This window comes from Brucella tritici (assembly GCF_008932295.1).
Lineage (GTDB): Bacteria > Pseudomonadota > Alphaproteobacteria > Rhizobiales > Rhizobiaceae > Brucella > Brucella tritici.
In genome coordinates, this window is the sequence record NZ_WBWA01000028.1 from 23402 (window position 1) to 48607 (window position 25206).

The following is a 25206-nucleotide window of genomic DNA, read 5'->3' on the forward strand; positions in this document are numbered from 1 at the left end:
CTTGGTTCGCCAGAAGGAGGCGGGAGTTAATCGTATCGGCGGCTTGAATGGAATTTCCACACACCTGTATGTTCTCCTTATGTACTGGAGTACGTGCTAATATAATGGCTCTGGGGGGTGGGGATAACTTTCCTAAGCGCTAGGCAGAAATTCCTAGTACGTCCTCAGGTTTTTTCTTCGGCCCCGGCTCACTCGCCCACGCAAGGGGGATGACCTGAGTTGCCCATTTGAAGCCGTGCTTTTCGGCCCACATGGCGTAAGTCGTTGGAGAGCCTTTATAAATTCGGTCGTGCGGTCTCTGAAAGACGAACCGGATGTCTAAATCCGGGTGCTGCATCTGGATTAGGAGATGCTTGGCCCTGTCTTTTGGTTCCAGCTTCCCTTTGGTCTCAATGAAGATTCCATTCTCCAGAAGGTGGAAGTCGGGATTGTAGGTGTGTCGCGATTCTGGAACGGTGTATCGAACCTTTATCGACTCAAAACCGAACCTTATCCCGTTGGCTTCAAGGTGTTTCGCATTAGTCTCTTCCAGACCAGACCGGAAGCCGTACCGAAGTCCGACTTCCTTCTGTGTCTTGGGAGCATACTTTTTGCGGGCCTGTCGCCAGTTTCCGCGAGAGACGCCCACTAGTTACCCTTGCGCTTCTGTTCTTGGCGCATATCCCGAATGATCCACGTCAAAAGGGCAATGATGGGCGACATAAGGCAGAGGACAATTGTTCCTCGAATAAGGATGTCTATCATCGTTTCTTCTTCTTCATCATGGCGTCAAAGGTGAGGAAGAGGCCAACCGCAACGAATGGGATCATGCAGATGATGAGCATTAATCCGGCGATGTTGCCCTGACTCAATACTGTTCCTCTTCCTCAATGCTGCTATCCGGGTTACCGCCGCCAAAGCCCTTCGGCTCGTCATCGACCACGTAACCGCCTTCAATGGTCTCACCGAAACCACCGCCCGAACTACCGCCAGACTTCAATTTCGTGATCTGCACCTTTGCGAAGTCGAGACGGACGCCTACCTGCTTGGAAGAGACCATCGTGATAGGTCGCATGGTGAATGCAACTCGTCCCTCGGAGCCGTTCCAAATGGGGGTATCCATCTGGTTATCCTGCGAGTCGAAGATGCCGATGGTGATATCTTTAATCTCACCCTTCTTGGTCTTGATCTTCGCGTTCTGCTTGTAGGTGAAGAGAATTTCGCCCGTAGGTTCCCCGGTCTCGTCGTCCTCAAGGCGCTCAAACGGGAGGTAGATTTTCCACTTCTTGGCCTCTCCCGGCTTCATCTCCTGAGTATATTCAGCGAGTGCTGCCTGTGCCGCCTCTTCGATCTTTCGGGCCTGCGCTTCCGCCGCCTTGCCGCTGAGAATCTGGTCAGCATGGTAAAGACCGTCTGCGTTAAACTTCGTGTCTGGGGTGTTGAACCAAGGGTGCCGGAATGGACCCACCGGCGAGAATAAGAAAGCCGCCATTATGTCTCCTTAGATTACAGACTGGTTGCGAACTCGGAGACCGGCGAAGTCCCGTAGCGCTTCCATCTGGACGTTCGGTTTGTGGTGATGAGGGGCAGGGGCAAACAGGATGCGCCGCCCCAGGTGGTAAAGTTCCTCAGGATCGACGGCAGAGCGTTCGGCCATCACGGCAAAGAGAACTGCCACACCGGCTAGAATCTCTGGCGCTCGCTCGTGGTTAGCCCCATTGAGGAGAGCGTGAGCTACGTTAGCAACTCGGTCTCGTGAGACCATGTGTAATTGCGTAGGGTCAACTCGTGTTGAAAGTTCATTACTCAAAGCACATTCCTTTTCAAGTACGTGGCTATTTCGTGTATATGCGTAGAGTTCACGCAAAGAAGTAATTCGCATCGCGGATTTTCGAGATGTCGAGCGAGCCTTTGGCCAGCGGTTTCGGCATCTTCGCCTTTCCGGCAGACGCTGCGATACAAGCGAGGCGGTAATTTTCAAGGACCGGCTCACTATAGGTTAAGATGAAAGCCTCCCGTAAGCAGGACGCAAGGGTGTGCATGTCGGCGGCTACCGAACCATAGGCATCGTGGATCGACGTGAAGCATTCGATACCATTAGGTCCTAAGAGGTTGACGCATGACATGAGCGCGGAGGCGTCCAGCGAATGAACAAAGTTCGGAGCTACGGCGCGGGTCTGGCCGTCCACGTCCAGAGTGTTCGTATCGTGCCAGTTTTGAAGCATGATGCGCTGACCATCCAGATTTGTATCAATCCGGGTACCCTTCTTCTCACCGTAGAATTGGCGGACGTAGAAACCCACGGGGGTACGCCACCATAAGGGAAGGCCCCGCTTGGCCGACTCCTTGGCGCATTGCTGTAACCACTCCATGACCTCCACCGGACGTTTGACGGTCCCCTCTACGGCCTTGCGGATGAGCTTCACGAGATAGTTCACCGCGTCCACTCTGGGGTTGGAGGTTTCCGTTTTGGCTACCGGGAAGACGTTTCCGTGCGGGTCTGCCTTCTTAAGCCAGTCCATCGTATAGCTGAAATACGCATGGGTGGTTCCGCCATACGGTAGGATCATCACGGGCCGCTTGGTGACTGAACGCGGGGCCGCCCCTTCGAATAGCTCCAGCCATTTCTCCGCTATGGGATTGTTGATGTCTGCTATTAGGACTTCGGTTAGCTGGTCGGCTACCTCTTGATAGATATCGCGGGGCTTCTCTGAGGGGATGAGATTGACGGATGCCCCGCCTTCCTCATCAAGGACCATCGCGGAAAGATGCTGAATACCGTTGCAAGTCCCATCCACGCGAACCGGCAAAGCTGACATCATGCCTTCCCCCTCACGTAACCATCTGGCCCATTCAAAGATCGCGGCTAGTCTCTGCCAATTGTCGTCATCATCCTTGCCTATCCATCGGCGGTCTAACAGCGGGTCCTCGTCAATCGAAAGCCACTGGTCGTTACGCTGCTCCACCCACTCAATGCGGTCGTCATAGGACACCTTGTCCACCCCGAAGCAGTTGGCCAGATGAATTGCCAACCAGCCCGCATCCTTAAGCCCTACCGGCTTTGGTCTGGCGAAGGTCAGTAAGCCCCGGTGAAGGTCCTGCCCCTGCGGACTAAGATCAGATGGTATCGGATACATCCGGCCCCGGAAGTCCAGATAATGCGGGAAGTAAAATTCCGGCTCGTCCTTGAACCTATCGGCCACGCTGAATGCACGTCTGTAGGCTAGGAACTTGGAAACGCGCTTGGCATTGGATGTGCGGATGTCACCAGCAAGTTTCTGCCACTCCTTATACTCTTCGGTTCCTTCCTCCACACCATATGGGCGGGGAGGCACCTTTATCTCTTCCTGTCTCGGCAATCCGGCTAACGCCAAGTCCTTGTCCCAGACCTCCTTAGCGACATCGAAAACCCTGCGGTTAATCTGCCATGGTGTACACTGTACTCGGTTGAGCGCCGCATAGACCTCTGGCATGTCCAGCGCTTCGAACTCCTCAAGTGCGTTCTGTTTGGTGTCTTGCTGGTTATGCTTGATGCGGATGAGGAACGGTGTCTTGACGAAAGGCGTATAGTAGCCGCCATCGCGTGGTCCGGTCCAATCCAGAGGAGGAATGAGTGTCGGCATATAGACAGGCGCATGGACAAGTTCATCATCCATGGCGCTGGCAACCCACTGTAGAAGCTCGTTGTCCGCTTCAAGGACATATGGACGTTTTGAGTAAACCCCGCCTCTCATCCTTTTAGGTACCCATTCCGGGTCCGGGATGATGAAAAAGCGTCTGGTCGTCTCGATGATGATGTTAATGAGTTCCAGTCCTACCCGTATCCGGTCGGTGTCTGTCCAAGCAATCCAGCCGATCTTTTCCCAGACGTACTTATTGAACAGGCTGATCCGTGAGCGCTTTTGATGGGCGGCGTTCGATCCTCTCTTGGCGTAGTGGGCGGCAGTCTCTTTCCAGTCTTGCGGCTCCTCCTCCTTCCACTTCTGGCAACGGGCCTCATGCTCACACCACGTTCCTATCTCGGTGGCTACGGCAAGGATGGCTCTCCGCTCAATGCTAAGCATCCGAAGCATGGACTTGAGGGCGACCACGGCGGCGGTCTCAGGTTCCAATTCCTGGAGTCGTGGCAACGCAATCGGCTTAGGTCCGCGCTTGCTGGACATCTTAGACATCCAAGCTTTGATCCCCTCGGATACCGGCAAGACCCATTCCTTAAGCAGGCTCCTATGGGGCCGCATTCGGTTCATGTCACGCTTCTGGATAGCCCTGTCTATGCGATCCTTCATGCGCTGCCTGCCTTCTACAAGCATCTCCTTTTCGAGTGACACTTGGTCCTCCCATCGGTCGTGGAGATGCGGAGAAGGTGGGATGAAATGTTGCGTCATTCGGATAACTCCGTGCATATGCGTAGTGTCTGGACGCAAGTGGTCAGCGGTTGTCCACCTGTCCGTGTGCTTCTGATTATTCGTAAATCCACATATACCCGTGGGTGGGTCGCCAGTGTCCGATTGACTTCAAACGCTTCTGGGGCAACGTGGCTACTACCCGCCTGTCACCCTTCGGGTCATATCGTCCTAGTGATTGCAGCCAAGACACCGCGCCATGTTCTGCGAGGGTCGTAACCCTCACATGAAAACCCGATGTCCGTATCTTGTCGGGACTACCCAGACAGACTTGACGCTGCTTACTGAGGTCCTTCCAATTGTCGGCCACGCGGTTGCACATATCGTCAAACTCGCTGTCCGGTATTACGCTCTCGTCTAGTCCGTAATAGAGCATTGACGCCATGATGATCCTACGGGCGGCAAGGTCTAAGCTGATTTTCATTTCTTGGTGCGGATGACTGTTTCCGGTCTATCCATCGGCTTGAAGCCCAGTTCCATTTCGTCCACCACGTTCTCCCTGCGAAGACCCATTATGGCGTCCATGCATCGCTTCGCTGTGGTCGGTACGCCCTTAAGCATCTCGGCAACCTTTCGGGCTGCTTGCTGTAAGCCGAATTGTCTGCCTTCTTCCCAGACCTCTTTAACGTGTTTCATGTCTAGGTAATTCTCCTTGTTCTCTCTATGATTAGTCCGGTCCACTGACATTGCCGCCGCTCCACTGAGTACCAGTGACCGTCTGCATCCACGTACCTATGTCGTCTCAGTAGCTTCATGGATTCAAAGCGCTCCCGGCTGCTACGGTTGGTCCCGATGTTGGCATAAGGCCGGTTTTCCGTGGTGGCGGAACCACCAGAGAACTTCCGCCACATGCGCCTGACTGTGTGCAAAAGCGTAGTGTATGAGCCGCGAAGGTTCATTGTAAAAGCTCTCTAATTTTGAGGATTGTGTGCAGTTGCGAACTAAGCGTTAATGCTTTTGAGTCCGGCGCGTCTACCAGTTCCACCACACCCGCACATTTCTGCCGAAGCAGTTCGATATGGTCCAAAGGGACAGCGGGTTGGGATATACCGACTAAACGAAACGAGGTCAATTGCTCAAAAGCGCAGCTTGCATGCTCTTCGGAAAGAAGACTGGAAGGGTAAGAACTCATGACGCGTAATCCACCCAGCCGCCCGTCTTCACGGCTGCGTTCCGGTCAACGGTACCGTTCCTGACGGCGTCAGGCGGAACAGGCCATATACGTTCAGAGCGGCTTGGAAATAAGCTGCCGCTCTTTATCTGCGCAAGTTCGCTTCAACCAGATTCCAGAAGACCAGCAAGGCTATGAAGCCCAGCAGGATGTAATCCAGTGTGCTGACATAGTGAAAATATTCCATGGCGCATCTCCTTCCCCGGGAGGGCGCGATAGCGTTTGAGCCAGACGGAAGCTTTTATAATTATCCGGGCTTCGGACACTTGTTCAAAGTGCCGGATTGCACCGGTGCGGACCTCCTCTTCCGCCTGTCCATGCGCTCTCCCAAGACAAAGTGTACCACGCTTTGTTAGCAGGCTCAAATCATTGGTTAGGCTGGCATAACCAGCCGCATTCGCTTGGCGCCAAATGTGCTAGTGTGGCGAATCCGAAATTCGTATCATTCTGGAGCGGGGTTGCGAACGAATTTCGGATTCAAATCCACCACACTAGTTCGACGTGGCGACATTGGCCTTTCGGCAGTTGGCAAAGCGGTCGAGTGCCTGATCATAGGCCGACGTTTTCACGCCCATCATGCCGATGACCGTGTGGAACAGATTGTCGTGCGAGGAGGGGGCAGCAGCATCCTGCTTGATGCAAGCCGTGTCGAGCCTGGTGGCGTTTGCATAGTCCGGCGAGAACCATGCGACGAATGGAATGTGTGTCTGGACGTCAGGGGCGATGAAATAGGGTGCCGCATGCAGATAAAGGCCATCTTCGCCCAGCGATTCGCCATGGTCGGACATATAGATCATGGCCGGAGCAAAACGATCTTCGCTTGCTTTCAGGACGTTGATGATCTCCGACAATATGTGGTCGGTATAGAGGATCGAGTTGTCATAGGAGTTGACGATCTGGTCGTTGGTGCAATCGGAAAATTCGCTTGTGCGGCACTCTGGCTTGAACTTGGCGAATTCCGGCGGATAACGGCGATAATAGGAGGGCCCGTGACTGCCTGTCATATGCAGGACAATCGTGGCATTGCCATTGACGTCCTTCAGGTGATCGCGGAGCTGGTCGACCAGAATCTGGTCAAGACATTCGCCGCCTTCGCAATATTGCGCATTGTTCGAATTCTGCAGGTCGACCGTCGGTATGCGGTCCGAAACGCCTTTGCTGCCGGTATTGTTTTCGTACCAAGCAACCTGCACGCCAGCATGGTTGAGGAGGTCCATCAGATTTTCCGAACTATGGAACTTGGAGCTCGAATAATCCTCGCGCGGAAAGGGCGAAAACATGCACGGCACCGAAACCGAGGTATCCGTACCGCAGCTCGTCATGTTCGTGAAGGTGACGATATCCTGCTGCTTGAGTTCGGGATTGGTCTCACGCGGGTAGCCGTAAAGGCTGAAATTCTGCGCGCGCGCCGTTTCGCCCACCACGATAACCGTCAGCAGTTTCTTGCCCGACGCTATCGGCGGCAATGCCTGTTTGGCATCGAGGCCGAGCGGTTGCATCACGATCTGCCTGTCATTCAGGTCACGTACGATATATTGCACCGTGCTCTTGAGCGGTGTGCCAGGCATGAGCCGTTCCATGATGTCGGAGCGGTGTTCGCGATACATTGAGGAGAAGCTGCCGTAATCGGAGCCAATAAGCGCGACTGCGACAGCCAGGCAGACGATGATCGAAACGGTATTGACCAGAAGCTTTTGCAGCAAAGGCCGGTGCTTCACGCGGACCCAGATGACGAGAAGCGAGGGGATGACGGCGTAAAGCAGCATATGCAGCAGAAAGCCCGTCGTTATCAGATGGCCCGACTCGGCTTTTGTCGTCGTCAGCGTCGCCTCGACCACGTTGCGGTCAATGATGGTGCCAAACGTGTCCGTAAAATAGGCCCCGCCTGCGGCGACCCATATTGCGAAAATCAGAACCGGCTTGATGATATATTTCGCCGAGAAGGCCATCAGCACGGCGATATGGATGAGAAGGATAGCTGCCGCCCCAACAACCAGCTTTTGCGGATGATCGGAAAAATAGGCGATCAGCCGCTGCCAGAAAGAGGTGTTGGTGAAAGCGAGGAGATAAATCGCGGTCAGGACGCAAAGCGTGCCGCTAGCAATGATCGGGCGTGGAAACCGCATTCCTGAACCTTCAAAATCTCAAAGTGGCTGTTGAGGATGGAGCTTCGCAGGGCTTCTGCAAAACTGCAATCGCAACTTTCTTGCCGGATAAATCCGGTGTAGGAGATTCAGGACAGTGATTTCTAGGCTTTTTTAAGGTTGCTTAAATTCGACCCTATTTCCTCTCGGTGAAGCTGCGGATGCGATTGCGCAAGATGCGGGCCAGATTGCGTGTCCGCTGATAAAGATGGATCTGTGAGGCAGCCTGACGGACGAGCTTGTCCGTGGAAGGATTGAGGCCAATCACCAGTGTTTCGATTGTCTCGCGCTTGTCGAAGAGCCGCGTCATGACCGGATGGTCGGGGACAGCGCAGGAATCGGTGCGATTGATGTTGGGATCGTTCAGATGGTTCTTTACGACTTCGATCATCAGAAGAACGCCGGGCGACCAGGCGTTCAGGCTTTCGTCATATGCGGTCTTCCAGGTCCAGGCTTCTCCCGAAACCGTAAAGACGATCAAAATGGCGATAACCCGTCCATCCAGTTCCAGCGTATGCACGCGCACGCAGTCGCGTTCAGCAAGATTGTTGACCGCTTCACGGGCGAAGGCGGCGCGAAACCGGTCGACGGCCATGGCGGTGCCGCGTTTGCCTTTCCAACCGCTCGCTTCCAGGGTCAGGAAATGTTCGAATGCGTGACGCACTTCGTCGGGCGTGCGGGCAACGCGATAGGCGAGTTCGCCCTTGTCTGCCAGCCTGCGCCACAGCCGATCATAATCCCGGCGATGGTGGGCGCTGATGGCCTGTCTGATATAGGCATCCCCATCCAGATCGCTTTCGAGAAAGGGACGCTCCTTCTGCTCAATGGCGACTAGTGGCAGTTGTCGGCCCACCGCAACCGAGCGGATCAGTTTCGCAGCCGGGCCGTTGGCGCGCATTTCCGGCAGCACAAGCACGTCCGGCAATTTGAGATGCCTGCGCGCCAGAATATCGAAAAGGTCTTCCAGCACGCCCACAGGGTCGTCGTGATCGATCAATGGGGTGCCTTGCGGCCCGAACGGTGTCGACCAGGCACGGATCACAGGCGTCGATAGCGGCAAGCCGGGACGCTCGATCGTATAGGGCATGACGAAGCGCAGGCGGCTGCGGATTTCGTTTTCGTCGCGCATGACCATGAAGCGAACTTCGCGGTCTTCAAGGCGCGGCATGGCTGGCGCCAGAAACCGTGCATTGAAGAACACGTTCGGCTCGACGGTCCGGTTGCTCAGGTGGTCGAGTTCGTCGCGCAGTTCGAAGCCTGCTGCAGCGCCATAAATCGCAAGCTTGCGCGGTATATCGCGGCTGTGAAGGCTTTCTTCCAGCTTTTTGATGGCTTCGTGCGCCATACCGCTCTCGGAGAGTTCCGATACGATGTGAGCTGCATTTCCGCCTGCTGATTCTTCAAGCAAAGGTTTCGCGGCCATTACAAAGTCCCCTCCGAGGTCTTGGTACGGTCTCGTGGAATGAGAATGAACATGGTTATGTGCAAGGTGCGTGATACGGCAGCCGAAAGAAGTGCCGCTTCCATCAGCATGGCAATAGCTGTTGAAATGGCGGCGCCCGTCAGGCCGAAGCGCGGTATCAGGACCAGATTGAGAATGACGTTGACAGCAAGAGTTGCCGCATAAAGGAGCGCGCAGATATTCTGCTTTCCCGACATGTTGAGGAGGCTTTCTGCCGGGCCGACGCTGGCGCGTGCGATCACCCCGATAATGAGGATGAACAGAAGCGGATAGCCTGCTGTGAAGGCCGGACCGAAAAGCCGCAGGAGCGGATAGCCGGTGAGCAGAATGATGGCGCCGAGGAACAGCGTCGGCCAGAATGTCCAGCGTACGGAGGCCTCGGCAAAACTTGCAAATTCGGCGCGATCGCCACTGTGCAGCAGGTCCGAATAACGCTGGGCGACGCTGGCCTTTACTGCGAAATAGACGAAATGGGCGAGCGCCATGATCTTCGTAGCCGCAAAATAGATCGCGACATGCTCGGGGTCGAGCGCGTGGCCAACCATCAGAACATCGACATTGATGAGCAGGAAGAAAAAGCCTTCCACGAGGAAAATCGGCAGGGCAACTTTTATCCATTCGCCAAGACGCTGTTCGCGTCCCGCGGCGGGAATATCTTTCTCCACTGAGCGGTAGACAGTCAGAAATTGCCCGGCGGTGGTGAGCCAGGTTGCGGCAATCGATACTGCCAGCGCGATAGTCGCAGTGGAGGGTAGTCCCGCTTCATGCGCGATAATCATGAACAGGAGAACCAGAAGCGGGCGAACGATATAGCTTGGCGTCAGCGCCATCATCACCCAGGTGCGAGAGCGCGCAATGCCATCCAGCATATTGCCGAGCGTGATCATCGGCAGGCAGATGAAGCCGAGGATGAAGGGCACGAGATAATAGTTCGCCACATGGTCTTTGAGCAGAAGCAGCAGCCCTGCACCCAGAAGCGCGATGAGTGTAGCGGCTGTAAAAGCGAAGATGCGTCCGGTCCGGATAATGCCGCGCACGAGGCCGAACATATGGCGCTGCACATATTCCGGTACGAAGCGGATGATGGTGGTGTGCAGTCCGAAACAGGCCAGATCACCGATGATAATCATGGTTAGCCAGACGAGGACAAAGATGCCGTACTCGAATTCACCCATCCAACGCGCCAGAATGACCTGAGACAGAAGAGCTATTGCCGCACTCGCCACGCGCACGGAAAAGGCAATGAGGGACGAGCGCTGCGCGCTTGCCCGCGGTCCGCTATCCGTAAGCACAGCATCCAGCCGCTCCGTCAAGGGACGAAGCCTGGCCGCGATCCTGCCGGGTAGAAACCGGCTCGCCGTTTCAGCTGCCGAAAACCGCACTATTTGCCAACCCTGTCTTTGCGGGTCTCTCAGGACCCGCTTGTTCTGCACCGGATAACCCGGCTTTTCGCGTCTATGCTTTGCTGCCTATGGCGCGCATGGAAACCTTAGACAGGAGTTCTTTATAAAGAGAAAAAGAAAAAGTCTAATCTGTCGAAGGTCGCAAGACTTCAAGGAATGGTGAGTATTTTCTAAACGGCATCTATATTTGAAATATCTAAAATAAAGCAAGCCACACAACTGTTCGCGGCGCGTGTCGACGTCCATCGTGTGCTAGAGCATTTCCTGCTTTGATTGAAACATTGGAAATACTCTATCCCTTTGTTTTTACGCACGTCTCCCGAAGCCAATGGTCTGATTCCGACATTTGCATCCCTGGGATATGAGCGTTGAGCAAATGTCGGAAGCAAAAAGACAACTAGTAATTTTATGAATCTATTGGGTTTTTCGAATTTGACGTTTGAAACGGGATTTATATCGGACGGGTATCAAACGTCAAATTCAATCCACTAGTTCCCACTTTCGGGAGACATGCTCTGGAAAGCACAAACCCCGGCAAATGGCTTGCCGGGGCTTGTTCGACAGAGGCGATAATGAGCTCGGCTCACATCACTCGAAAGCGCCGTGGCAGTGCTTGTACTTCTTGCCTGAGCCGCATGGGCAGGCTTCGTTGCGGCTGACCTTGCCCCAGGTGCGCGGATCGGCCGGATCGCGTTCGGCAGCAGGTACATTGCGTTCGTCGTGCTGATGTTCAGACCATGCCGCTTCATCGAAATCGTTCTCGCCGGTTGTGCCGTCGATGTGACGGCCGGTCATTGGCGGCAATTCCGGCTCGGGCGGTGCTTCGCGAACGATCTCGACGCGCATCAGCTGCGAGATAACCACTTCACGCAGGTTGGCAAGCATCGACTGGAACAGTTCGAAAGCTTCGGTCTTGTATTCATTCAGCGGGTCGCGCTGGGCATAACCGCGGAAACCGACAACCGAGCGCAGATGGTCGAGATTGACCAGATGCTCACGCCAGAGATTGTCCAGCGACTGCATGATGACCGATTTCTCGACATAGGTCATGATCTGCGGGCCGAAGCGTTCAGCCTTCTCGGCAGCAGCTTTGTCGGCGGCTTCCTTGATGCGGTTTTCGAACTCTTCTTCCGCGATACCTTCTTCCTTGGCCCAGTCCTCGACCGGCAGGTCGAGATTGAGCTTGGAGATGATGTCTTCCTTCAGGCCGGCAATATCCCACTTTTCCGCATAGGCGTCTTTGGGGATGCGCAACGCGACCATGTCCTCGATGACCTCATGGCGCATTTCGCCAACGATCTCGGTCAGGTCCTCTTCGTCCATCATTTCCAGACGCTGTTCGAAGATTACCTTGCGCTGATCGTTCATGACATCGTCGTACTTTAGAAGATTCTTGCGGATTTCAAAGTTGCGGGCTTCGACCTTCTTCTGCGCCTTTTCGAGCGCCTTGTTGATCCAGGGATGGACGATGGCTTCGTCTTCCTTGAGGCCGAGCTTCTGCAGCATGCTGTCCATGCGGTCGGAACCGAAGATGCGCATCAGGTCGTCCTGCAGCGACAGGAAGAACTTCGAACGGCCTGGATCACCCTGACGGCCCGAACGACCGCGCAACTGGTTGTCGATGCGGCGGCTTTCATGGCGCTCGGTGGCGAGAACGTAAAGTCCGCCTGCGGCCAGTGCCTTTTCCTTCAGCTGCGCGATGTCAGCCTTGATTTCCGCGATCTTGGCATCGCGCTCCGGCCCTTCCGGTACATCGGCGAGTTCCTGACGGACGCGCATTTCCAGATTGCCGCCGAGCTGGATGTCGGTACCGCGACCAGCCATGTTGGTGGCGATGGTGACTGTCCCCGGCACACCGGCCTGCGCGATGATATAGGCTTCCTGCTCGTGATAGCGAGCATTCAGAACCTGGAATTCCTTGATGCCTTCCTTGCGAAGACGTTCGGCCAGCTGTTCCGACTTTTCAATCGAGGTCGTGCCGACGAGAATTGGCTGGCCCTTTTCGTGCGAGGCGCGGATATCGCGCACGATGGCGCGGTATTTTTCCTCGACAGAGCGATAGACCTCATCGTCTTCATCGATACGCTTGACCGGCAGATTGGTCGGAATCTCGAGAACTTCGAGGCCGTAAATATTGCCGAATTCTTCCGCTTCCGTTGCAGCCGTACCGGTCATGCCCGACAGCTTGTTGTACATGCGGAAGTAGTTCTGGAAGGTGATCGATGCCAGAGTCTGGTTTTCCGGCTGGATGGTCACGTGTTCCTTGGCTTCCAGTGCCTGGTGCAGGCCTTCCGAATAACGGCGTCCCGGCATCATGCGGCCGGTAAATTCGTCGATGATGACGATTTCGTCATTGCGGACGATATAGTCCTTGTCGCGCTGGAACAGCTTGTGCGCACGAAGCGCATTGTTCAGGTGGTGAACGACGGCGACATTCTCGATATCGTAGAGGCTTTCACCCTTGAGGTGGCCCGCAGCTTCCAGAAGCTGCTCGACCTTCTCGGTGCCGACTTCGGTGAAGATCGCGGTCTTCTGCTTCTCGTCGATTTCAAAATCTTCCGGCTCAAGGGCTGGAATGAAGGTGTCGATGAGATTGTAGAAGTCGGAGCGATCTTCCAGTGGACCGGAAATGATGAGCGGCGTACGTGCTTCGTCGATGAGGATCGAATCCACTTCGTCGACGATGGCGTAATTGTGCGGACGCTGCACCATCTGGGCGCGCTCATATTTCATGTTGTCGCGCAGATAATCGAAGCCGAGCTCGTTGTTGGTGCCGTAGGTAATGTCGCAAGCATAGGCCGCGCGACGCTCATCGTCGTCAAGGCCGTGCTTGATAACGCCGACGGTCAGGCCGAGGAAGTTGTAGAGCTTGCCCATGGTTTCGGCGTCGCGGGTGGCGAGATAGTCGTTCACCGTCACCACATGCACGCCCTTGCCCTCAAGCGCATTGAGGTAGACCGGCAGGGTCGCCATCAGGGTCTTGCCTTCACCAGTGCGCATTTCGGCAATGCCGCGTTCGTGCAGAACCATGCCGCCGATCAGCTGCACGTCGAACGGGCGCATCCCGAGCACGCGCTTCGCGGCTTCACGCGCCGTTGCGAAAGCGTCGGGCAGAAGAGAGTCGAGCGTTTTGCCGTCAGCCAGCGCAGCACGGAATTCAGCGGTCTTGGCCTGCAATTGCTCATCGGTAAGATTTTCGTAATTCTTCTCGATAGCAGTAATCTGATTAGCCCGCTGGCGCAGGGTTTTAACGCGGCGGTCATTGGATGAACCGAATATCTTGCGGGCAAAGCCGCCAAAGCTGACCATCACTGGTCCTTTCCTGTCCGTTCAGCCGGAAGCGCTTCCGGCAATGTCGAATGCTTTATTCACGCGTATTGAAACAATTGCAAGAAAACTGCGTTGTGAAAGCTGCCAGATACGGCGCATTTCCGGCGCAATTCCCCCGCCCCTTACTGGACGTAAAGCCGAAGGACAGATAAGAGGGGCTTCGGGCGATGTCAACGTTGCTCCAGTGTGGTGGATCTGAAGTTCCTGTCATTTGCATGGCATCTGCGCTCAGGAACTTCAAATCTGTAAACCACACTCGTTTCTATAAATTATCGGTGTGGCTTTGAATCAAAAATTCGTTAGCAACACTGCTCCAAAGTGATGCGAATTTCGAATTCGCCACACCATGGGTCGGAAAACCTTTCCTTTGTTGCAATATTGGGGAGATCCGGGCCAAATTCCGCCGCATTCATCGGGCCGGTAAGCGGTCACGAAGGAGAGAATTCCATATGAAAGCCATTCTGAAAGCCCCTTATCGCAAGGCTCTCGCTGTCGTCGGCATGTCTCTGGCGGCCTCGGTGGCGCTGGCAAGCTACTCAGGTGCCGCATTCGCACAGGATGCTGAAAAGCCTGCTGCCGCACCGGCTGCAGCCCCTGCTGAAAAGGAAGATCCGTCCAAGGTTCTGGCGACTGTCAACGGCAACGACATCACGGTTGGTGCAGTCGATCAGGCTGCAGGCGATCTTGATCCGCAGTTCTCGCGTCTTCCCGCCGATCAGCGCCGTCTGGCTGCGCTTGCTGCCCTGATCGACATCAAGGCGATGGCTGGTGAAGCGGAAAAGGAAAAGCTCGACCAGTCCCAGGAATTCAAGGATCGTATGGAATTCCTGCGTGAACGCGCTCTCCATAACGAATATTTCAAGGATGCCGTTGTCGACAAGATCAGCGATGCCGATGTGCGTGCGCGCTACGACAAGGAAATCGCCGCCATGCCGCCGCAGGTGGAAGTGCGCGCTCGTCACATCCTCGTGAAGACCAAGGAAGAGGCCGAAGCCATCATCAAGAAGCTTGAAGGTGGCGCCAAGTTCGAGCACCTCGCCAAGGAAAGCTCGACCGACGGCACCGCAGCCAATGGCGGCGATCTCGGTTATTTCGCCGAAGGCCAGATGGTGCCTGAATTCGAAAAGGCCGCCTTTGCGCTCAAGCCGGGTGAATACACCAAGGAGCCGGTCCAGACCCAGTTCGGTTTCCACGTGATCCAGCTCGAAGATCGTCGCACCAAGCAGCCACCGGCATTCGATCAGGTCAAGGACCAGATCCGTTCGATCATCATGCGCGAGCGTTATGTCGAAACCGTCAAGAAGCTGCGTGACGGCATGAAGATCGACTACAAGGACCCCGCAGTCGAGAAAGCCATGAAGGATGCCGCCGCAGCCCAGGAAGGCGCGGACAAGGATGACGCGCCGGAAGAAGCTGCTCCGCAGCAGTAAAAACTGGCGTCAAATATCAGCGCCCCGGCTTGCCGGGGCGTTTTTTATTTCGATCTCGCGTTTCCCGCTTGATTTTGGCCCGCAAACCTTTCCAATGCGCGCGTCATATTTTGAATCCGAAATTCGCGTAGCGCCGTTTGCCGGGCATTATGATTTTCGGGTTTTCTACGAAACCGCATTCCATCGAGGCACATATGTCCGCGTCTGTTTCTCCCCTTGCTCCAAAACACTACCCCACAATGCCGGTCGTTCATGGCGTACGCATCGCCACCGCTGCTGCCGGGATCAAGTATAAGGGGCGAACGGATGTGATGTTGATGGTCTTCGACCGACCGGCAGAAGCCGCAGGGGTCTTTACACGTTCGCTCTGCCCATCGGCGCCGGTCGATTTCTGCCGACGCAATCTCGTGCACGGAAAGGCCCGAGCGGTCGTCGTCAATTCCGGCAATGCCAATGCCTTTACAGGCGTCAAGGGCCGTGAAGCGACGGAAGCAACGGCAGAAGCCACCGCTAAAGCGGTTGGTTGCGCCACAACCGATGTCTTTTTGGCGTCAACCGGCGTGATCGGCGAACCGCTCGATGCAAGCAAGTTCGCGCATCTGCTTGGCGATATGAACAAGGATGCGGTCGAGGATTTCTGGACCGAAGCCGCCCAGGCGATCATGACCACGGATACTTATCCGAAGGTTGCGACCGAAACGGTGCTGCTCGGTCAGGTGCCGGTCACGATCAACGGTATCGCCAAGGGTGCAGGCATGATCGCGCCGGATATGGCAACAATGCTTTCCTTCGTCGTCACTGATGCACCGATCAAGGCTGGCGTGTTGCAGAGCCTGCTCTCCAAGGGCGTTGGCTCGACCTTCAATGCTGTGACAGTGGATAGTGACACATCCACATCGGATACGTTGATGTTGTTCGCCACCGGTGCGGCGGCAGAACGCGGCGCACCTGAGATCACCGATCCTGCGGACAAGCGTCTTGGTGAATTCAAGAAGGCGCTGGGCCGCCTCCTGAAGTCGCTGGCGCTGCAAGTCGTGCGCGACGGTGAGGGCGCACGCAAGATGGTGGAAGTGGAAGTGACGGGCGCAAAGTCTGCAGCTTCTGCCAAGAAGATTGCGCTTTCCATCGCCAATTCGCCGCTGGTGAAGACGGCTGTTGCCGGTGAAGACGCCAATTGGGGCCGCGTGGTCATGGCTGTCGGCAAGGCTGGCGAACCCGCTGATCGTGACCTGCTCGCGATTTGGTTCGGGGATATTCGCGTTGCGCATCAGGGCGAGCGTGATCCGGCCTATTCGGAAGCAGCGACGTCTGCCTATATGCAGGGCGAGGATATTCGTATTCGCGTCGATCTGGGGATAGGCAAGGGCAAGGCAACCGTCTGGACCTGCGACCTCACCAAGGAATATGTTGCCATCAACGGCGATTACAGAAGTTGATCGAAGTGATGGAAAAACCCAGCACCCCAAGTCTCGCTATCGTACGCCAGCTTGAAGCCGTCGGCTTCCGTGCCTGGCCCGCCACGTCGGTCCACTATGACGGCACCTGGGCGATACGCATGACCGCAGCGCATCCATCCCGGCGTCTCAACTCGATTAACCCGCTCGATCCCGGCGACACGCGCGATATTCCAACACGTGTGGAACTGGCAGCACAGCGTTTTCGCGCCTATGGCCGCGTTCCCTGCTTCAGGCTTTCGCCGCTCGCGCCGCGCGAGCTTGAGGATTATCTCGAAGGGCTTGGCTGGAAGCGCCGGGACGAAACTATCGTGATGACGGCAAATCTCGAGGAGCTGGACTTGTCGGGCGCCATCGACCAGATCCCGTTGAAGGATATCGGGCGCTTCGTGGATGCCTCGCTTTCGATCCATGAAAGACCGGAGGATATGCGGCCCGGGTTTTCAGAACTTCTCAACAGCGTTCGCCCGAACAAGGGAATGTTCGTGCTGGAGGAAGGTGGTCGCGCTGTGTCCAACCTGCTGTGTGTGCAGGACGGTGTGATGGCGGGTCTGTTCGATGTCGGAACCCTGCGTGACGCAAGGCGCAAGGGGCATGGGCACGCGATTGTCGGTTCTGCGCTCAAATGGGCGGCGAAGCTCGGTGCGAAGACGGCATGGCTGCAGATCGAGGCGGACAACGTCGCCGGACTTGCTCTTTACGAGAGCTTCGGCTTTCAGGAAGCCTATCGCTATGCCTATCGGGAGAGCAACGAGAAATGACCGAGGCAAAGGGACGGCGCATTCTTCTGGTCGCAGCTTGTGCACTGGTGGATTCGGACGGTCGGGTTCTGCTGACGCAGCGCCCGGAAGGCAAGCAGCTTGCCGGGCTGTGGGAGTTTCCCGGTGGCAAGGTGGAACCGGGCGAAACACCGGAAGAAACGCTGATCCGCGAATTGCAGGAAGAAATCGGCATTACCACGAAGGTGGCCTGCCTTGCACCGCTGACATTTGCCAGCCACACCTATGATGACTTCCACCTGCTCATGCCGCTCTATGTCTGCCGCCGTTATGAAGGTATCGCGCGGGGACTCGAAGGGCAGGCGCTGAAATGGGTTCGCCCGAAGGATATGCGCGACTATCCGATGCCACCAGCCGACGAACCGCTGATCCCGTTCCTTTTGGATCTTCTGTAAAGAGGGTCCTGTCCACAACTGTGGAAAAAGGTTGGCAATTTGTTACGATTCCGCTGGCTGGTTAATCTATGATTCACTCCGTTGAGGCATTCTCGTTTTCGAGCTGCCCCGGAGTCTTGAAGCATGAGTTTCGACAACAATTATTTTAGCGCTGATCACAACGAATATACGGCCAAGCCGCTAACGAAGGCTGGTCGTGGAATCCTGCGCGTTGTGCTGTTGTTCGGTTCTGCCGTTGTTGCTCTGGCTCTCATCATTGTGCCGGTTCTCAACGATCAGGCAAACAAAGTTGCAGCCCAGTCAGTGCTCCCGGCCGGGATCGATCGCACCATGACCGGTTCGATCAAGCGTGATACCGGCAACCAGCCGCACGCGGCAGGCCAGACCTATACAGTGCGCAAGAGCGTGCTTCAGCCAAGTCCCAATTCCGTCTGCATCATCGAGACAAACGGCAGCCACCACGGCGATTGTTAGCCGTCTTTCGCATGTCTTTATTCCCAAAACCGGTTCCCGCTTTTGGGAGACATGCTTTATTCTTCCTCAGCCTTTTTTAGCGCTTCCGCGAGCGATGCTTTTGCAGAGCCAGGCTTCAATGGCTTTTGCTGCGATTCATGTGGCGCCCAGCCGGAAAGCCAGATGACAGAGAAAGTGGCGCGGATGCGTCCGTCCGGATCGGAGAACCGCTCGGCGTAGATTTCAGCGGCACGCAGGAAAAGGCGTTTCGAAACCGGCTTGCGGGAACGGTCGCGCAGGATGTTCTGCATGCCCATGGCGCGCAGATCGGCCATCAGGTTGAACAGCGAATCGTAGCGCACCGTGATGTTGTCGACGTCGGTTACAGGCAGGGCGAAACCTGCACGTTGCAGAAGGCCGCCCACATCGCGTACGTCCGGAAACGGGAAAATGCGCGGCGAGGCGCCGCCCGTCAATTCGATTTCTGCTTGAAGCAGACTTTCGCGCAATTCACCCAGCGTTCCGCTGCCGCTCAGGGCGGCGAGAAAAAGCCCGTCCGGCTTCAGGGCGCGGGCGATCTGCACCATTGTGCCCGGCGTGTCATTGGTGGCGTGAAGCGCCATCAGCGACACTATAAGATCGGCGCTGCCGGACTTCAGCGGCAGCATTTCCTCATCGCCGACAATAGCGGGGTATGGGCTGTCCAAGAAATCTCTGTCGCGTTCGATGCGGACAATCAGGTCGGCCTTGCCAGTCTGTGCTATGGCTGCAGCCGCCGCGCCGGTATGGCCAGCCAGATCGACGGCGACGGGAAAATGGCGCTCCACTGCGTCGAGACGATCAGCGAGATCGTCGGCAATGCGCTGCAACAGGAAATCCGCGCCGGGTTCGGCGCGCGCAAAGGCGCGGCGGCGAAACGAGAGCAGGAGATCGCGATCAAAGATCGCGCTATCATCAGTCGGCGCAGGCATGGAATTCGTCTTCTCTTTCGAGCAAGGTTCAGTACAATCGTTGCGGGGATAGATGCATTCGAACGGGGGCGAATGCAATGGCGGATGACGATAGAACGCATCAAACCTTTTTGCGTAGCGCGGGCGAAAGGCTTCGGCGTCTGGCCAGCAGCGCTGTTCGCTCGTCGGCAGACATGTTGTTTCCGCCAACTTGTATCGGTTGTCGGATGCATGTGTCCGAACCGGGGACGCTGTGTCCGAAATGCTGGCCGGAACTGCGCTTTATAGAAAAGCCTTACTGTCCTGTGCTGGGCATACCTTTCAGTCATGATTTCGGTGAGAATTTCATGAGTGCGGAGGCGATTGCCGATCCTCCACCTTTCCGGCGTCTCCGGTCCGCCGTCCTGCACCGGGGCGCGGCACAGCGGATGGCGGTTTCGCTCAAGTTTCATGACCGGACTGATCTGGCTCCTTGGATGGCGCGCTGGATGCAGCGCGCGGGCCGCGAATTGCTGGATGAATGTGATGTGATACTGTCGGTGCCCCTGCATCGCTGGCGGTTCTGGCAGCGGCGCTTCAACCAGTCGGCGGAACTTGCCCGCGCCTTGGCGAAACTGGAGGCGAAACCCTTTGCGCCGCAAGGCGTGAAGCGCGTGCGCCGGACCGAACAGCAGATCGGCCTTGGCATCAAGGAGCGAAAGCGCAATGTGGACGGCGCGTTTCGTGTGCCGCAGGAACACGAGATTCATGTTCGCGGGCGACGGGTTCTGCTGATCGACGACGTCTATACGACCGGCGCCACGGTCAAGGCGGTGACGCGGGCCCTGCTGCGCGGCGGCGCAAAAAGCGTGGATGTGCTGACGTTCAGCCGTGTTCTTCCGGATTGAACCGGATAATTGGCTACACAGGCTCGTGAAAAGCGTCAGGGCTTCCAGATAGCGCTTTTGCCGCTTATATAGTGGCCAAAACGATTGGAGTTTATAATGGTTGATGTAACGATCTACACGCGTATCGGTTGCCCTTATTGCACCCGGGCGAAGGATCTTCTGACCCGCAAGGGCGTTGCTTATAATGAAATCGATGCAGGCGCATCGCCGGAATTGCGTGCTGAAATGCAAGAGCGTTCGGGCCGTAACACCTTCCCGCAGATTTTCGTCGGGCCTGTTCATGTTGGCGGATGCGATGATCTTTTCGCGCTGGAAGACCAGGGTAAGCTGGATGGCCTCCTGAAGACTGGCGAACTGGCCTAGAATTTGATCGGATAGGGGAGAAGCCGATGAGTACGTTCCGCGCTGCTGCAGTACAGATGCGTTCCGGCACAGATGTTGTCCGCAATATCGAGGCTTTGGAGAAACTTGTCGCTGAAGCGGCAGCTCAGGGTGCGACTTACGTGCAATCGCCGGAAATGACCGGCGCAATGATGCGTGATCGGGTGGCCTTCAAGGCAAGCCTGCGTGACGAAGCCAATGATCTGGTCTTCAAGGCAGCTTCGGCATTGGCGGCGAAGCACGGCATCTTCCTGCATATCGGATCAACGGCTATCGATGCCGGTGATGGCAAGATTGCCAATCGCGCCGGAATTTTCACGCCCTCAGGTGAGAAACTCGTCACCTATGACAAGATTCACATGTTCGACGTCGATCTGGACAATGGTGAAAGCTGGCGTGAATCGGCGACCTATGAGCCGGGCAAGGAAACTGTCGTTGCCGAACTGCCTTTCGCAAATCTCGGCATGGCGATCTGCTACGACATCCGCTTTCCGCAATTGTTCCGTGCCCAGGCGCTTGCCGGTGCCAATGTGATCACCGGCCCGGCTGCCTTCACGAAACAGACAGGAGAGGCCCACTGGCACGTCTTGCAGCGTGCGCGTGCCATCGAAAATGGTGCATTCCTGATCTCTGCCGCGCAAGGCGGTCTGCATGAGGATGGGCGCGAAACCTATGGTCATTCGATCATCGTTTCACCATGGGGTAAGATTCTCGCTGAGGCCGATCACGATGAACCGGGTGTCATTCTGGCCGACATCGACGTGGCGGAAAGCGCTACTGCGCGCGGCAAGATACCGAACCTGAAAAATGCGCGGGAGTTCGATGTCCGGACTTGCTCCGCGAAACAGAAAGAGGACGCGTAAATTCTATGATCCGCTTTTCGCTTCATTGCGATCAGGGCCATGAATTCGAGGGCTGGTTTCGCGACAATGCCGATTTCGACCGTCAGTCGGAAAGGAAGCTTGTCGCCTGCCCGGTGTGCAATTCGCAAGCCGTTCAGAAGTCGCTGATGGCGCCTGCGGTTTCGACAAGTCGCGGCAAGGAAAAGATTGCCATGGTGCTGGGCGATACGCAAAAGCAGATACTGGACGAAATGCGGGAGTTGAGCCGCAAGGTTCGCGAGAATGCGGATTATGTCGGCGACAAATTTGCCGAGGAAGCCAGGAAGATTCATTTCGGCGAGACTGAAACACGTGGTATCTACGGCGAAGCGTCGCGCGAGGATCTGCATTCGCTGCTTGAAGACGGTGTCGACGTTCTGCCGTTGCCGGTATTTCCAGAAGACAAGAACTGATTGCCTCATAGGAGACAAGGCGCATGAAACTGACGGATTCTGCGCCTTTTTTGCTGATTGCAACCGGCACTTTGCTGGGCCTCATCTTGCCGCTCGGCAAGATTGCCGCGCAGGCCGGTATTCCGCCCGCGATCTGGACATTTCTGTTCTCGGCGAGTGCAGGGATCATTCTATTCGCTGTTCTTCGCCTGCAGGGAAAGAAGATCGGCTTTTCAGGCGGGCGGCTGCGTTACTATATCTGCACCGCGTTCATCTCCTATGCCGTGCCCAATCTTCTCATTCTTTCTGCCATTCCGCGCCTTGGAGCGGGTTTTACCGGCATCATGTATACGCTCTCGCCGGTCATCACGCTTGTTCTGTCGATGGGGTTCGGACTGCGACGTCCCAACGCGCTTGGGATTGGCGGCATCGCTGCCGGATTTATCGGTGCGGTGATGGTGGCGATGACGCGCGGCGAGGTGGGGAAACCAGCCGATCCATTGTGGATCGCCGCTGCATTGCTCATTCCTGTGTTTCTCGCCATCGGCAATGTCTATCGCACGCTTGACTGGCCGAAGAGTTCCGATCCGACCGAGCTTGCAGCCGGAAGCCATCTCGCATCGGCACTGATGCTTTTTGCTGGAATACTCATATTCACCGGCCAGTTTCCGATTGAAACACTTGCATTCGCGCCATGGGCTGCGCTGGCCCAGTCGATTGCGTCGGCTGGCATGTTCGCCCTGTTCTTCCGACTACAGGCGGTTGGCGGGCCGGTCTATCTTAGCCAGATCGGCTATGTCGCAGCCGCACTTGGGCTTATTTCGGGAACACTTTTTCTCGGCGAACATTATCCGCCGCTGACCTGGATCGGTGCGCTGGTCATTTGTGCAGGCGTTGCCATGACAACGCGCGCGCAAAGAGGTTGAGATCAGGCGGGGCGTTCGGCAAGCACCATATAGTTCACATCGGTGTCGCGGGAGCGGCTCCAGCTGTCGGCCAGCGGATTATAGGTCACGCCAAGCTTGTCGATAAGGCGCAGGCCACCTTTCGCAAGTGCTGATTCCAGTTCTTCCGGACGGACCAGCTTTTCATATTGATGTGTGCCGCGCGGCAGCCAGCGCAGGACATATTCCGCGCCGATGATCGCCAGACCGTAAGCCTTCAGCGTGCGGTTGATCGTGGCGACGAACATCAGTCCGCCGGGCTTCACCATTTCGCTGGTCGCGGACATGAACAGGTCCACATCGGAAACGTGTTCGACCACTTCCATGTTAAGCACGACGTCGAATTTCTCACCGGCGTCGGCCAGCGCTTCTGCTGTCGTGGCGCGGTAGTCGACCTCGACGCCGCTCTGCGCGGCGTGGATTTTCGCCACTTCGATATTTGTCGTGGAGGCATCCGCTCCGATGACGGTTGCGCCAAGGCGCGCCATAGGCTCGCAGAGAAGCCCGCCGCCGCAGCCGATATCGAGCAGGCGCAGACCTTCGAAGGGGCGCGGCGCATTGGGATCACGGTTGAATTTGGCGCAGATCTTTTCCTTGATATAAGCAAGCCGCGTCGGATTGAACTTGTGCAAGGGACGGAACTTGCCCTGCGGATTCCACCATTCCGCGGCAATGCGCGAAAAATGCTCGATTTCCGAAGCGTCGATGGTGGTGCGGGCGGTCTCGGTCATTTCATTCTCCAGCGGCGGAAGCGTGCAGTTCTGCTCTCAAGGTAGTACTCCAAAGTCAAGGAACAAATCAATTTCGCTCTCAAGAGGCCCGATACGAATCGCGGCCTTGCGGAAGCGTGGCATTTTAGCTATGTGACCCCGGGTTTGCCTGTCGCAACAATATAAGATTTGGGCAGGTGAGAGTGTAATTTTTCTAAACAGCGGGACGTAACCTTAAATGGCGCGCATCGTGATGAAATTCGGCGGCACTTCGGTAGCCGATCTGGAACGCATCTATAATGTGGCGCGCCACGTCAAACGCGAGGTCGAAGCGGGCAATCAGGTTGCCGTCGTCGTTTCGGCCATGTCCGGCAAGACCAACGAACTGGTCGGCTGGGTGCAGAACATGCCGAAAGTCTGCGGCGCAAGCTCGCCTTTTTATGATGCCCGCGAATATGACACCATCGTCGCATCCGGCGAGCAGGTAACGAGCGGGCTTCTGGCGATTGCGCTTCAGTCCATCGGTGTCGACGCACGTTCGTGGCAGGGCTGGCAGATCCCGATCAAGACCGACAATGCCCATGGCGCTGCCCGTATTCAGGACATCGACGGCTCGGAAATCGTCCGCCGCATGGAAATGGGACAGGTTGCCGTTGTTGCCGGTTTCCAGGGCATTGGTCCTGACAACCGCGTGGCAACGCTCGGGCGCGGCGGCTCGGATACGTCTGCCGTCGCCATCGCTGCCGGTGTGAAGGCTGATCGCTGCGATATTTATACGGATGTCGATGGCGTCTACACCACCGACCCGCGCGTGGAGCCGAAGGCAAAGCGTCTTTCGAAGATTTCCTTCGAGGAAATGCTGGAAATGGCATCGCTCGGTGCCAAGGTTCTGCAGGTGCGTTCGGTTGAACTCGCCATGGTGCACAAGGTGCGCACGTTCGTGCGCTCGAGCTTTACGGACCCAGATGCGCCGGGCATGGGTGATCCGATCAACCCGCCCGGAACCCTTATTTGCGACGAGGATGAAATCGTGGAACAGCAGGTCGTCACAGGTATCGCCTTTGCGAAGGATGAAGCTCAGATTTCGCTGCGGCGCGTGGCCGACCGGCCGGGCGTTTCGGCAGCCATTTTCGGGCCGCTCGCTGAAGAGCACATCAATGTCGACATGATCGTGCAGAACGTGTCGGAAGACGGCTCCAAGACCGATATGACCTTCACCATTCCAACCGGTGATATCGACAAGGCCCTGAAGGTGCTGGACAAGGTCAAGGGCGAGATCGGCTTCGACAATATCCAGTCCGAAACCGGCCTTGCCAAGATTTCGGTCATTGGCATCGGCATGCGCAGCCATGCTGGCGTTGCCGCCACCGCCTTCAAGGCACTGGCCGAAAAAGGCATCAACATTCGCGCCATCACAACGTCTGAAATCAAGATTTCTATCCTGATCGACGGCCCCTATGCAGAACTGGCCGTGCGCACGCTGCACGCGGTCTATGGCCTCGACAAGTAATCAGCCGGTTTAGTTTCCGTTTGAAACAGAGTTGTATGCGGGGCCGCGCAGCCGAAAGGGTGCGCGGCCCCGCAACATTTTGCGAGCAGCGACTATTTGTTCTGGACGCGGGTGTCAAAAATGCTCACAAAGGGGTTGGCGTAACGCT

23 protein-coding genes are annotated in these 25206 nt (G+C 56.3%); 11 read left to right on the top strand and 12 right to left on the bottom strand.

The genetic code is table 11. From position 1 onward, the window contains the following. Nucleotides 1-139: 139 nt before the first annotated feature. From F9K91_RS21200 to secA, 10 genes are all read right to left on the bottom strand, one after another. Complete coding sequence (locus F9K91_RS21200) at nucleotides 140-628, bottom strand: hypothetical protein (RefSeq protein ID WP_151678661.1); 489 nt, start codon at nucleotides 626-628, stop codon at nucleotides 140-142. A gap of 219 nt (nucleotides 629-847) precedes the next feature. Continuing rightward, nucleotides 848-1471, bottom strand: a complete 624-nt coding sequence (locus F9K91_RS21205) for a hypothetical protein (RefSeq protein ID WP_151678662.1) — start codon at nucleotides 1469-1471, stop codon at nucleotides 848-850. Nucleotides 1472-1480: 9 nt separating this feature from the next. Next, nucleotides 1481-1657 carry a hypothetical protein gene (locus F9K91_RS26055; protein ID WP_167522245.1) on the bottom strand — a complete coding sequence of 59 codons (177 nt, stop codon included), beginning with the start codon at nucleotides 1655-1657 and terminating at the stop codon, nucleotides 1481-1483. A 181-nt stretch (nucleotides 1658-1838) separates the two neighbouring features. Continuing rightward, entirely contained in the window at nucleotides 1839-4307 is a 2469-nt protein-coding gene (locus F9K91_RS21210; protein WP_167522246.1) for a DNA-directed RNA polymerase, read from the bottom strand. A gap of 133 nt (nucleotides 4308-4440) precedes the next feature. Beyond that, nucleotides 4441-4806: a DNA ligase LigA-related protein gene (locus F9K91_RS26725; protein ID WP_412842188.1), complete on the bottom strand. Its 366-nt coding sequence runs from the start codon at nucleotides 4804-4806 to the stop codon at nucleotides 4441-4443. Then, nucleotides 4803-5018: a hypothetical protein gene (locus F9K91_RS21215; protein ID WP_151678664.1), complete on the bottom strand. Its 216-nt coding sequence runs from the start codon at nucleotides 5016-5018 to the stop codon at nucleotides 4803-4805. The genes F9K91_RS26725 and F9K91_RS21215 overlap by 4 nt, the downstream gene beginning before the upstream one ends. A gap of 1026 nt (nucleotides 5019-6044) precedes the next feature. Continuing rightward, nucleotides 6045-7679: a phosphoethanolamine transferase gene (locus tag F9K91_RS21220; RefSeq protein ID WP_151555335.1), complete on the bottom strand. Its 1635-nt coding sequence runs from the start codon at nucleotides 7677-7679 to the stop codon at nucleotides 6045-6047. Between the two features lie 154 nt (nucleotides 7680-7833). After that, the gene (gene bspF, locus F9K91_RS21225) at nucleotides 7834-9120 is read right to left on the bottom strand and encodes a type IV secretion system effector crotonyl transferase BspF (RefSeq protein ID WP_151555334.1); all 1287 of its coding nucleotides are present in this window, start codon (nucleotides 9118-9120) and stop codon (nucleotides 7834-7836) included. After that, complete coding sequence (locus F9K91_RS21230) at nucleotides 9120-10541, bottom strand: lipopolysaccharide biosynthesis protein (protein ID WP_167522247.1); 1422 nt, start codon at nucleotides 10539-10541, stop codon at nucleotides 9120-9122. Before F9K91_RS21230 ends, bspF begins: the two co-directional genes overlap by 1 nt. Nucleotides 10542-11150: 609 nt before the next feature. Then, nucleotides 11151-13871 carry a preprotein translocase subunit SecA gene (gene secA, locus F9K91_RS21235; protein WP_061344464.1) on the bottom strand — a complete coding sequence of 907 codons (2721 nt, stop codon included), beginning with the start codon at nucleotides 13869-13871 and terminating at the stop codon, nucleotides 11151-11153. Between the two features lie 470 nt (nucleotides 13872-14341). Between secA and F9K91_RS21250 the strand changes: the two genes are divergently transcribed. The 5 genes from F9K91_RS21250 (at nucleotide 14342) to F9K91_RS21270 (ending at nucleotide 18424) form a co-directional block, all read left to right on the top strand. Continuing rightward, nucleotides 14342-15322 (top strand): peptidylprolyl isomerase, encoded by a 981-nt coding sequence (locus F9K91_RS21250; protein WP_151678665.1) that lies wholly within the window; start codon nucleotides 14342-14344, stop codon nucleotides 15320-15322. A gap of 194 nt (nucleotides 15323-15516) precedes the next feature. Beyond that, the gene (gene argJ, locus F9K91_RS21255) at nucleotides 15517-16758 is read left to right on the top strand and encodes a bifunctional glutamate N-acetyltransferase/amino-acid acetyltransferase ArgJ (RefSeq protein ID WP_151555333.1); all 1242 of its coding nucleotides are present in this window, start codon (nucleotides 15517-15519) and stop codon (nucleotides 16756-16758) included. Nucleotides 16759-16766: 8 nt separating this feature from the next. Next, entirely contained in the window at nucleotides 16767-17537 is a 771-nt protein-coding gene (locus F9K91_RS21260; protein WP_061345193.1) for a GNAT family N-acetyltransferase, read from the top strand. Further along, a complete protein-coding gene (gene mutT, locus F9K91_RS21265; RefSeq protein ID WP_151555332.1) occupies nucleotides 17534-17950 on the top strand; it encodes an 8-oxo-dGTP diphosphatase MutT in 417 nt (138 codons plus the stop codon). The genes F9K91_RS21260 and mutT overlap by 4 nt, the downstream gene beginning before the upstream one ends. A gap of 123 nt (nucleotides 17951-18073) precedes the next feature. Further along, the gene (locus F9K91_RS21270) at nucleotides 18074-18424 is read left to right on the top strand and encodes a hypothetical protein (protein ID WP_151678666.1); all 351 of its coding nucleotides are present in this window, start codon (nucleotides 18074-18076) and stop codon (nucleotides 18422-18424) included. Between the two features lie 56 nt (nucleotides 18425-18480). Here the strand turns inward: F9K91_RS21270 and F9K91_RS21275 are convergent, their stop codons facing one another. Continuing rightward, on the bottom strand, nucleotides 18481-19374 hold the full coding sequence (locus F9K91_RS21275) for a methyltransferase domain-containing protein (protein WP_151555330.1): 894 nt from the start codon (nucleotides 19372-19374) through the stop codon (nucleotides 18481-18483). 77 nt (nucleotides 19375-19451) lie between these two features. On the opposite strand from F9K91_RS21275, the gene F9K91_RS21280 reads away from it, so the two are divergent. From F9K91_RS21280 to F9K91_RS21300, 5 genes are all read left to right on the top strand, one after another. Next, a complete protein-coding gene (locus tag F9K91_RS21280) occupies nucleotides 19452-20240 on the top strand; it encodes a ComF family protein (RefSeq protein ID WP_151678667.1) in 789 nt (262 codons plus the stop codon). 96 nt (nucleotides 20241-20336) lie between these two features. Then, complete coding sequence (gene grxC / locus F9K91_RS21285) at nucleotides 20337-20603, top strand: glutaredoxin 3 (protein ID WP_061344459.1); 267 nt, start codon at nucleotides 20337-20339, stop codon at nucleotides 20601-20603. Nucleotides 20604-20629: 26 nt separating this feature from the next. Then, nucleotides 20630-21484: a carbon-nitrogen hydrolase family protein gene (locus F9K91_RS21290; RefSeq protein ID WP_151678668.1), complete on the top strand. Its 855-nt coding sequence runs from the start codon at nucleotides 20630-20632 to the stop codon at nucleotides 21482-21484. Nucleotides 21485-21489: 5 nt separating this feature from the next. Beyond that, entirely contained in the window at nucleotides 21490-21915 is a 426-nt protein-coding gene (locus tag F9K91_RS21295; RefSeq protein ID WP_151678669.1) for a DUF1178 family protein, read from the top strand. 23 nt (nucleotides 21916-21938) lie between these two features. After that, a complete protein-coding gene (locus tag F9K91_RS21300) occupies nucleotides 21939-22820 on the top strand; it encodes a DMT family transporter (protein ID WP_151555327.1) in 882 nt (293 codons plus the stop codon). A gap of 2 nt (nucleotides 22821-22822) precedes the next feature. On the opposite strand, the gene ubiG is transcribed toward F9K91_RS21300, so the two are convergent. Beyond that, on the bottom strand, nucleotides 22823-23569 hold the full coding sequence (gene ubiG / locus F9K91_RS21305; protein WP_151555326.1) for a bifunctional 2-polyprenyl-6-hydroxyphenol methylase/3-demethylubiquinol 3-O-methyltransferase UbiG: 747 nt from the start codon (nucleotides 23567-23569) through the stop codon (nucleotides 22823-22825). 217 nt (nucleotides 23570-23786) lie between these two features. Between ubiG and F9K91_RS21310 the strand changes: the two genes are divergently transcribed. Continuing rightward, nucleotides 23787-25058 (top strand): aspartate kinase, encoded by a 1272-nt coding sequence (locus tag F9K91_RS21310; protein WP_151555325.1) that lies wholly within the window; start codon nucleotides 23787-23789, stop codon nucleotides 25056-25058. The last annotated feature ends 148 nt before the right edge of the window (nucleotides 25059-25206 follow it).

Coding starts and splice junctions, on each gene's coding strand:
- F9K91_RS21300 (WP_151555327.1), top strand. CDS start 21,939: ATGAAACTGACGGATTCTGCGCCTTTTTTGCTGATTGCAACCGGCACT.
- F9K91_RS26725 (WP_412842188.1), bottom strand. CDS start 4,806: ATGAAAATCAGCTTAGACCTTGCCGCCCGTAGGATCATCATGGCGTCA.
- F9K91_RS21275 (WP_151555330.1), bottom strand. CDS start 19,374: ATGCCTGCGCCGACTGATGATAGCGCGATCTTTGATCGCGATCTCCTG.
- F9K91_RS21215 (WP_151678664.1), bottom strand. CDS start 5,018: ATGAAACACGTTAAAGAGGTCTGGGAAGAAGGCAGACAATTCGGCTTA.
- F9K91_RS21290 (WP_151678668.1), top strand. CDS start 20,630: ATGAGTACGTTCCGCGCTGCTGCAGTACAGATGCGTTCCGGCACAGAT.
- secA (WP_061344464.1), bottom strand. CDS start 13,871: ATGGTCAGCTTTGGCGGCTTTGCCCGCAAGATATTCGGTTCATCCAAT.
- F9K91_RS21310 (WP_151555325.1), top strand. CDS start 23,787: ATGGCGCGCATCGTGATGAAATTCGGCGGCACTTCGGTAGCCGATCTG.
- ubiG (WP_151555326.1), bottom strand. CDS start 23,569: ATGACCGAGACCGCCCGCACCACCATCGACGCTTCGGAAATCGAGCAT.
- F9K91_RS21220 (WP_151555335.1), bottom strand. CDS start 7,679: ATGCGGTTTCCACGCCCGATCATTGCTAGCGGCACGCTTTGCGTCCTG.
- F9K91_RS21295 (WP_151678669.1), top strand. CDS start 21,490: ATGATCCGCTTTTCGCTTCATTGCGATCAGGGCCATGAATTCGAGGGC.
- argJ (WP_151555333.1), top strand. CDS start 15,517: ATGTCCGCGTCTGTTTCTCCCCTTGCTCCAAAACACTACCCCACAATG.
- bspF (WP_151555334.1), bottom strand. CDS start 9,120: ATGGCCGCGAAACCTTTGCTTGAAGAATCAGCAGGCGGAAATGCAGCT.
- F9K91_RS21250 (WP_151678665.1), top strand. CDS start 14,342: ATGAAAGCCATTCTGAAAGCCCCTTATCGCAAGGCTCTCGCTGTCGTC.
- F9K91_RS21260 (WP_061345193.1), top strand. CDS start 16,767: ATGGAAAAACCCAGCACCCCAAGTCTCGCTATCGTACGCCAGCTTGAA.
- F9K91_RS21205 (WP_151678662.1), bottom strand. CDS start 1,471: ATGGCGGCTTTCTTATTCTCGCCGGTGGGTCCATTCCGGCACCCTTGG.
- grxC (WP_061344459.1), top strand. CDS start 20,337: ATGGTTGATGTAACGATCTACACGCGTATCGGTTGCCCTTATTGCACC.
- F9K91_RS21280 (WP_151678667.1), top strand. CDS start 19,452: ATGGCGGATGACGATAGAACGCATCAAACCTTTTTGCGTAGCGCGGGC.
- mutT (WP_151555332.1), top strand. CDS start 17,534: ATGACCGAGGCAAAGGGACGGCGCATTCTTCTGGTCGCAGCTTGTGCA.
- F9K91_RS21270 (WP_151678666.1), top strand. CDS start 18,074: ATGAGTTTCGACAACAATTATTTTAGCGCTGATCACAACGAATATACG.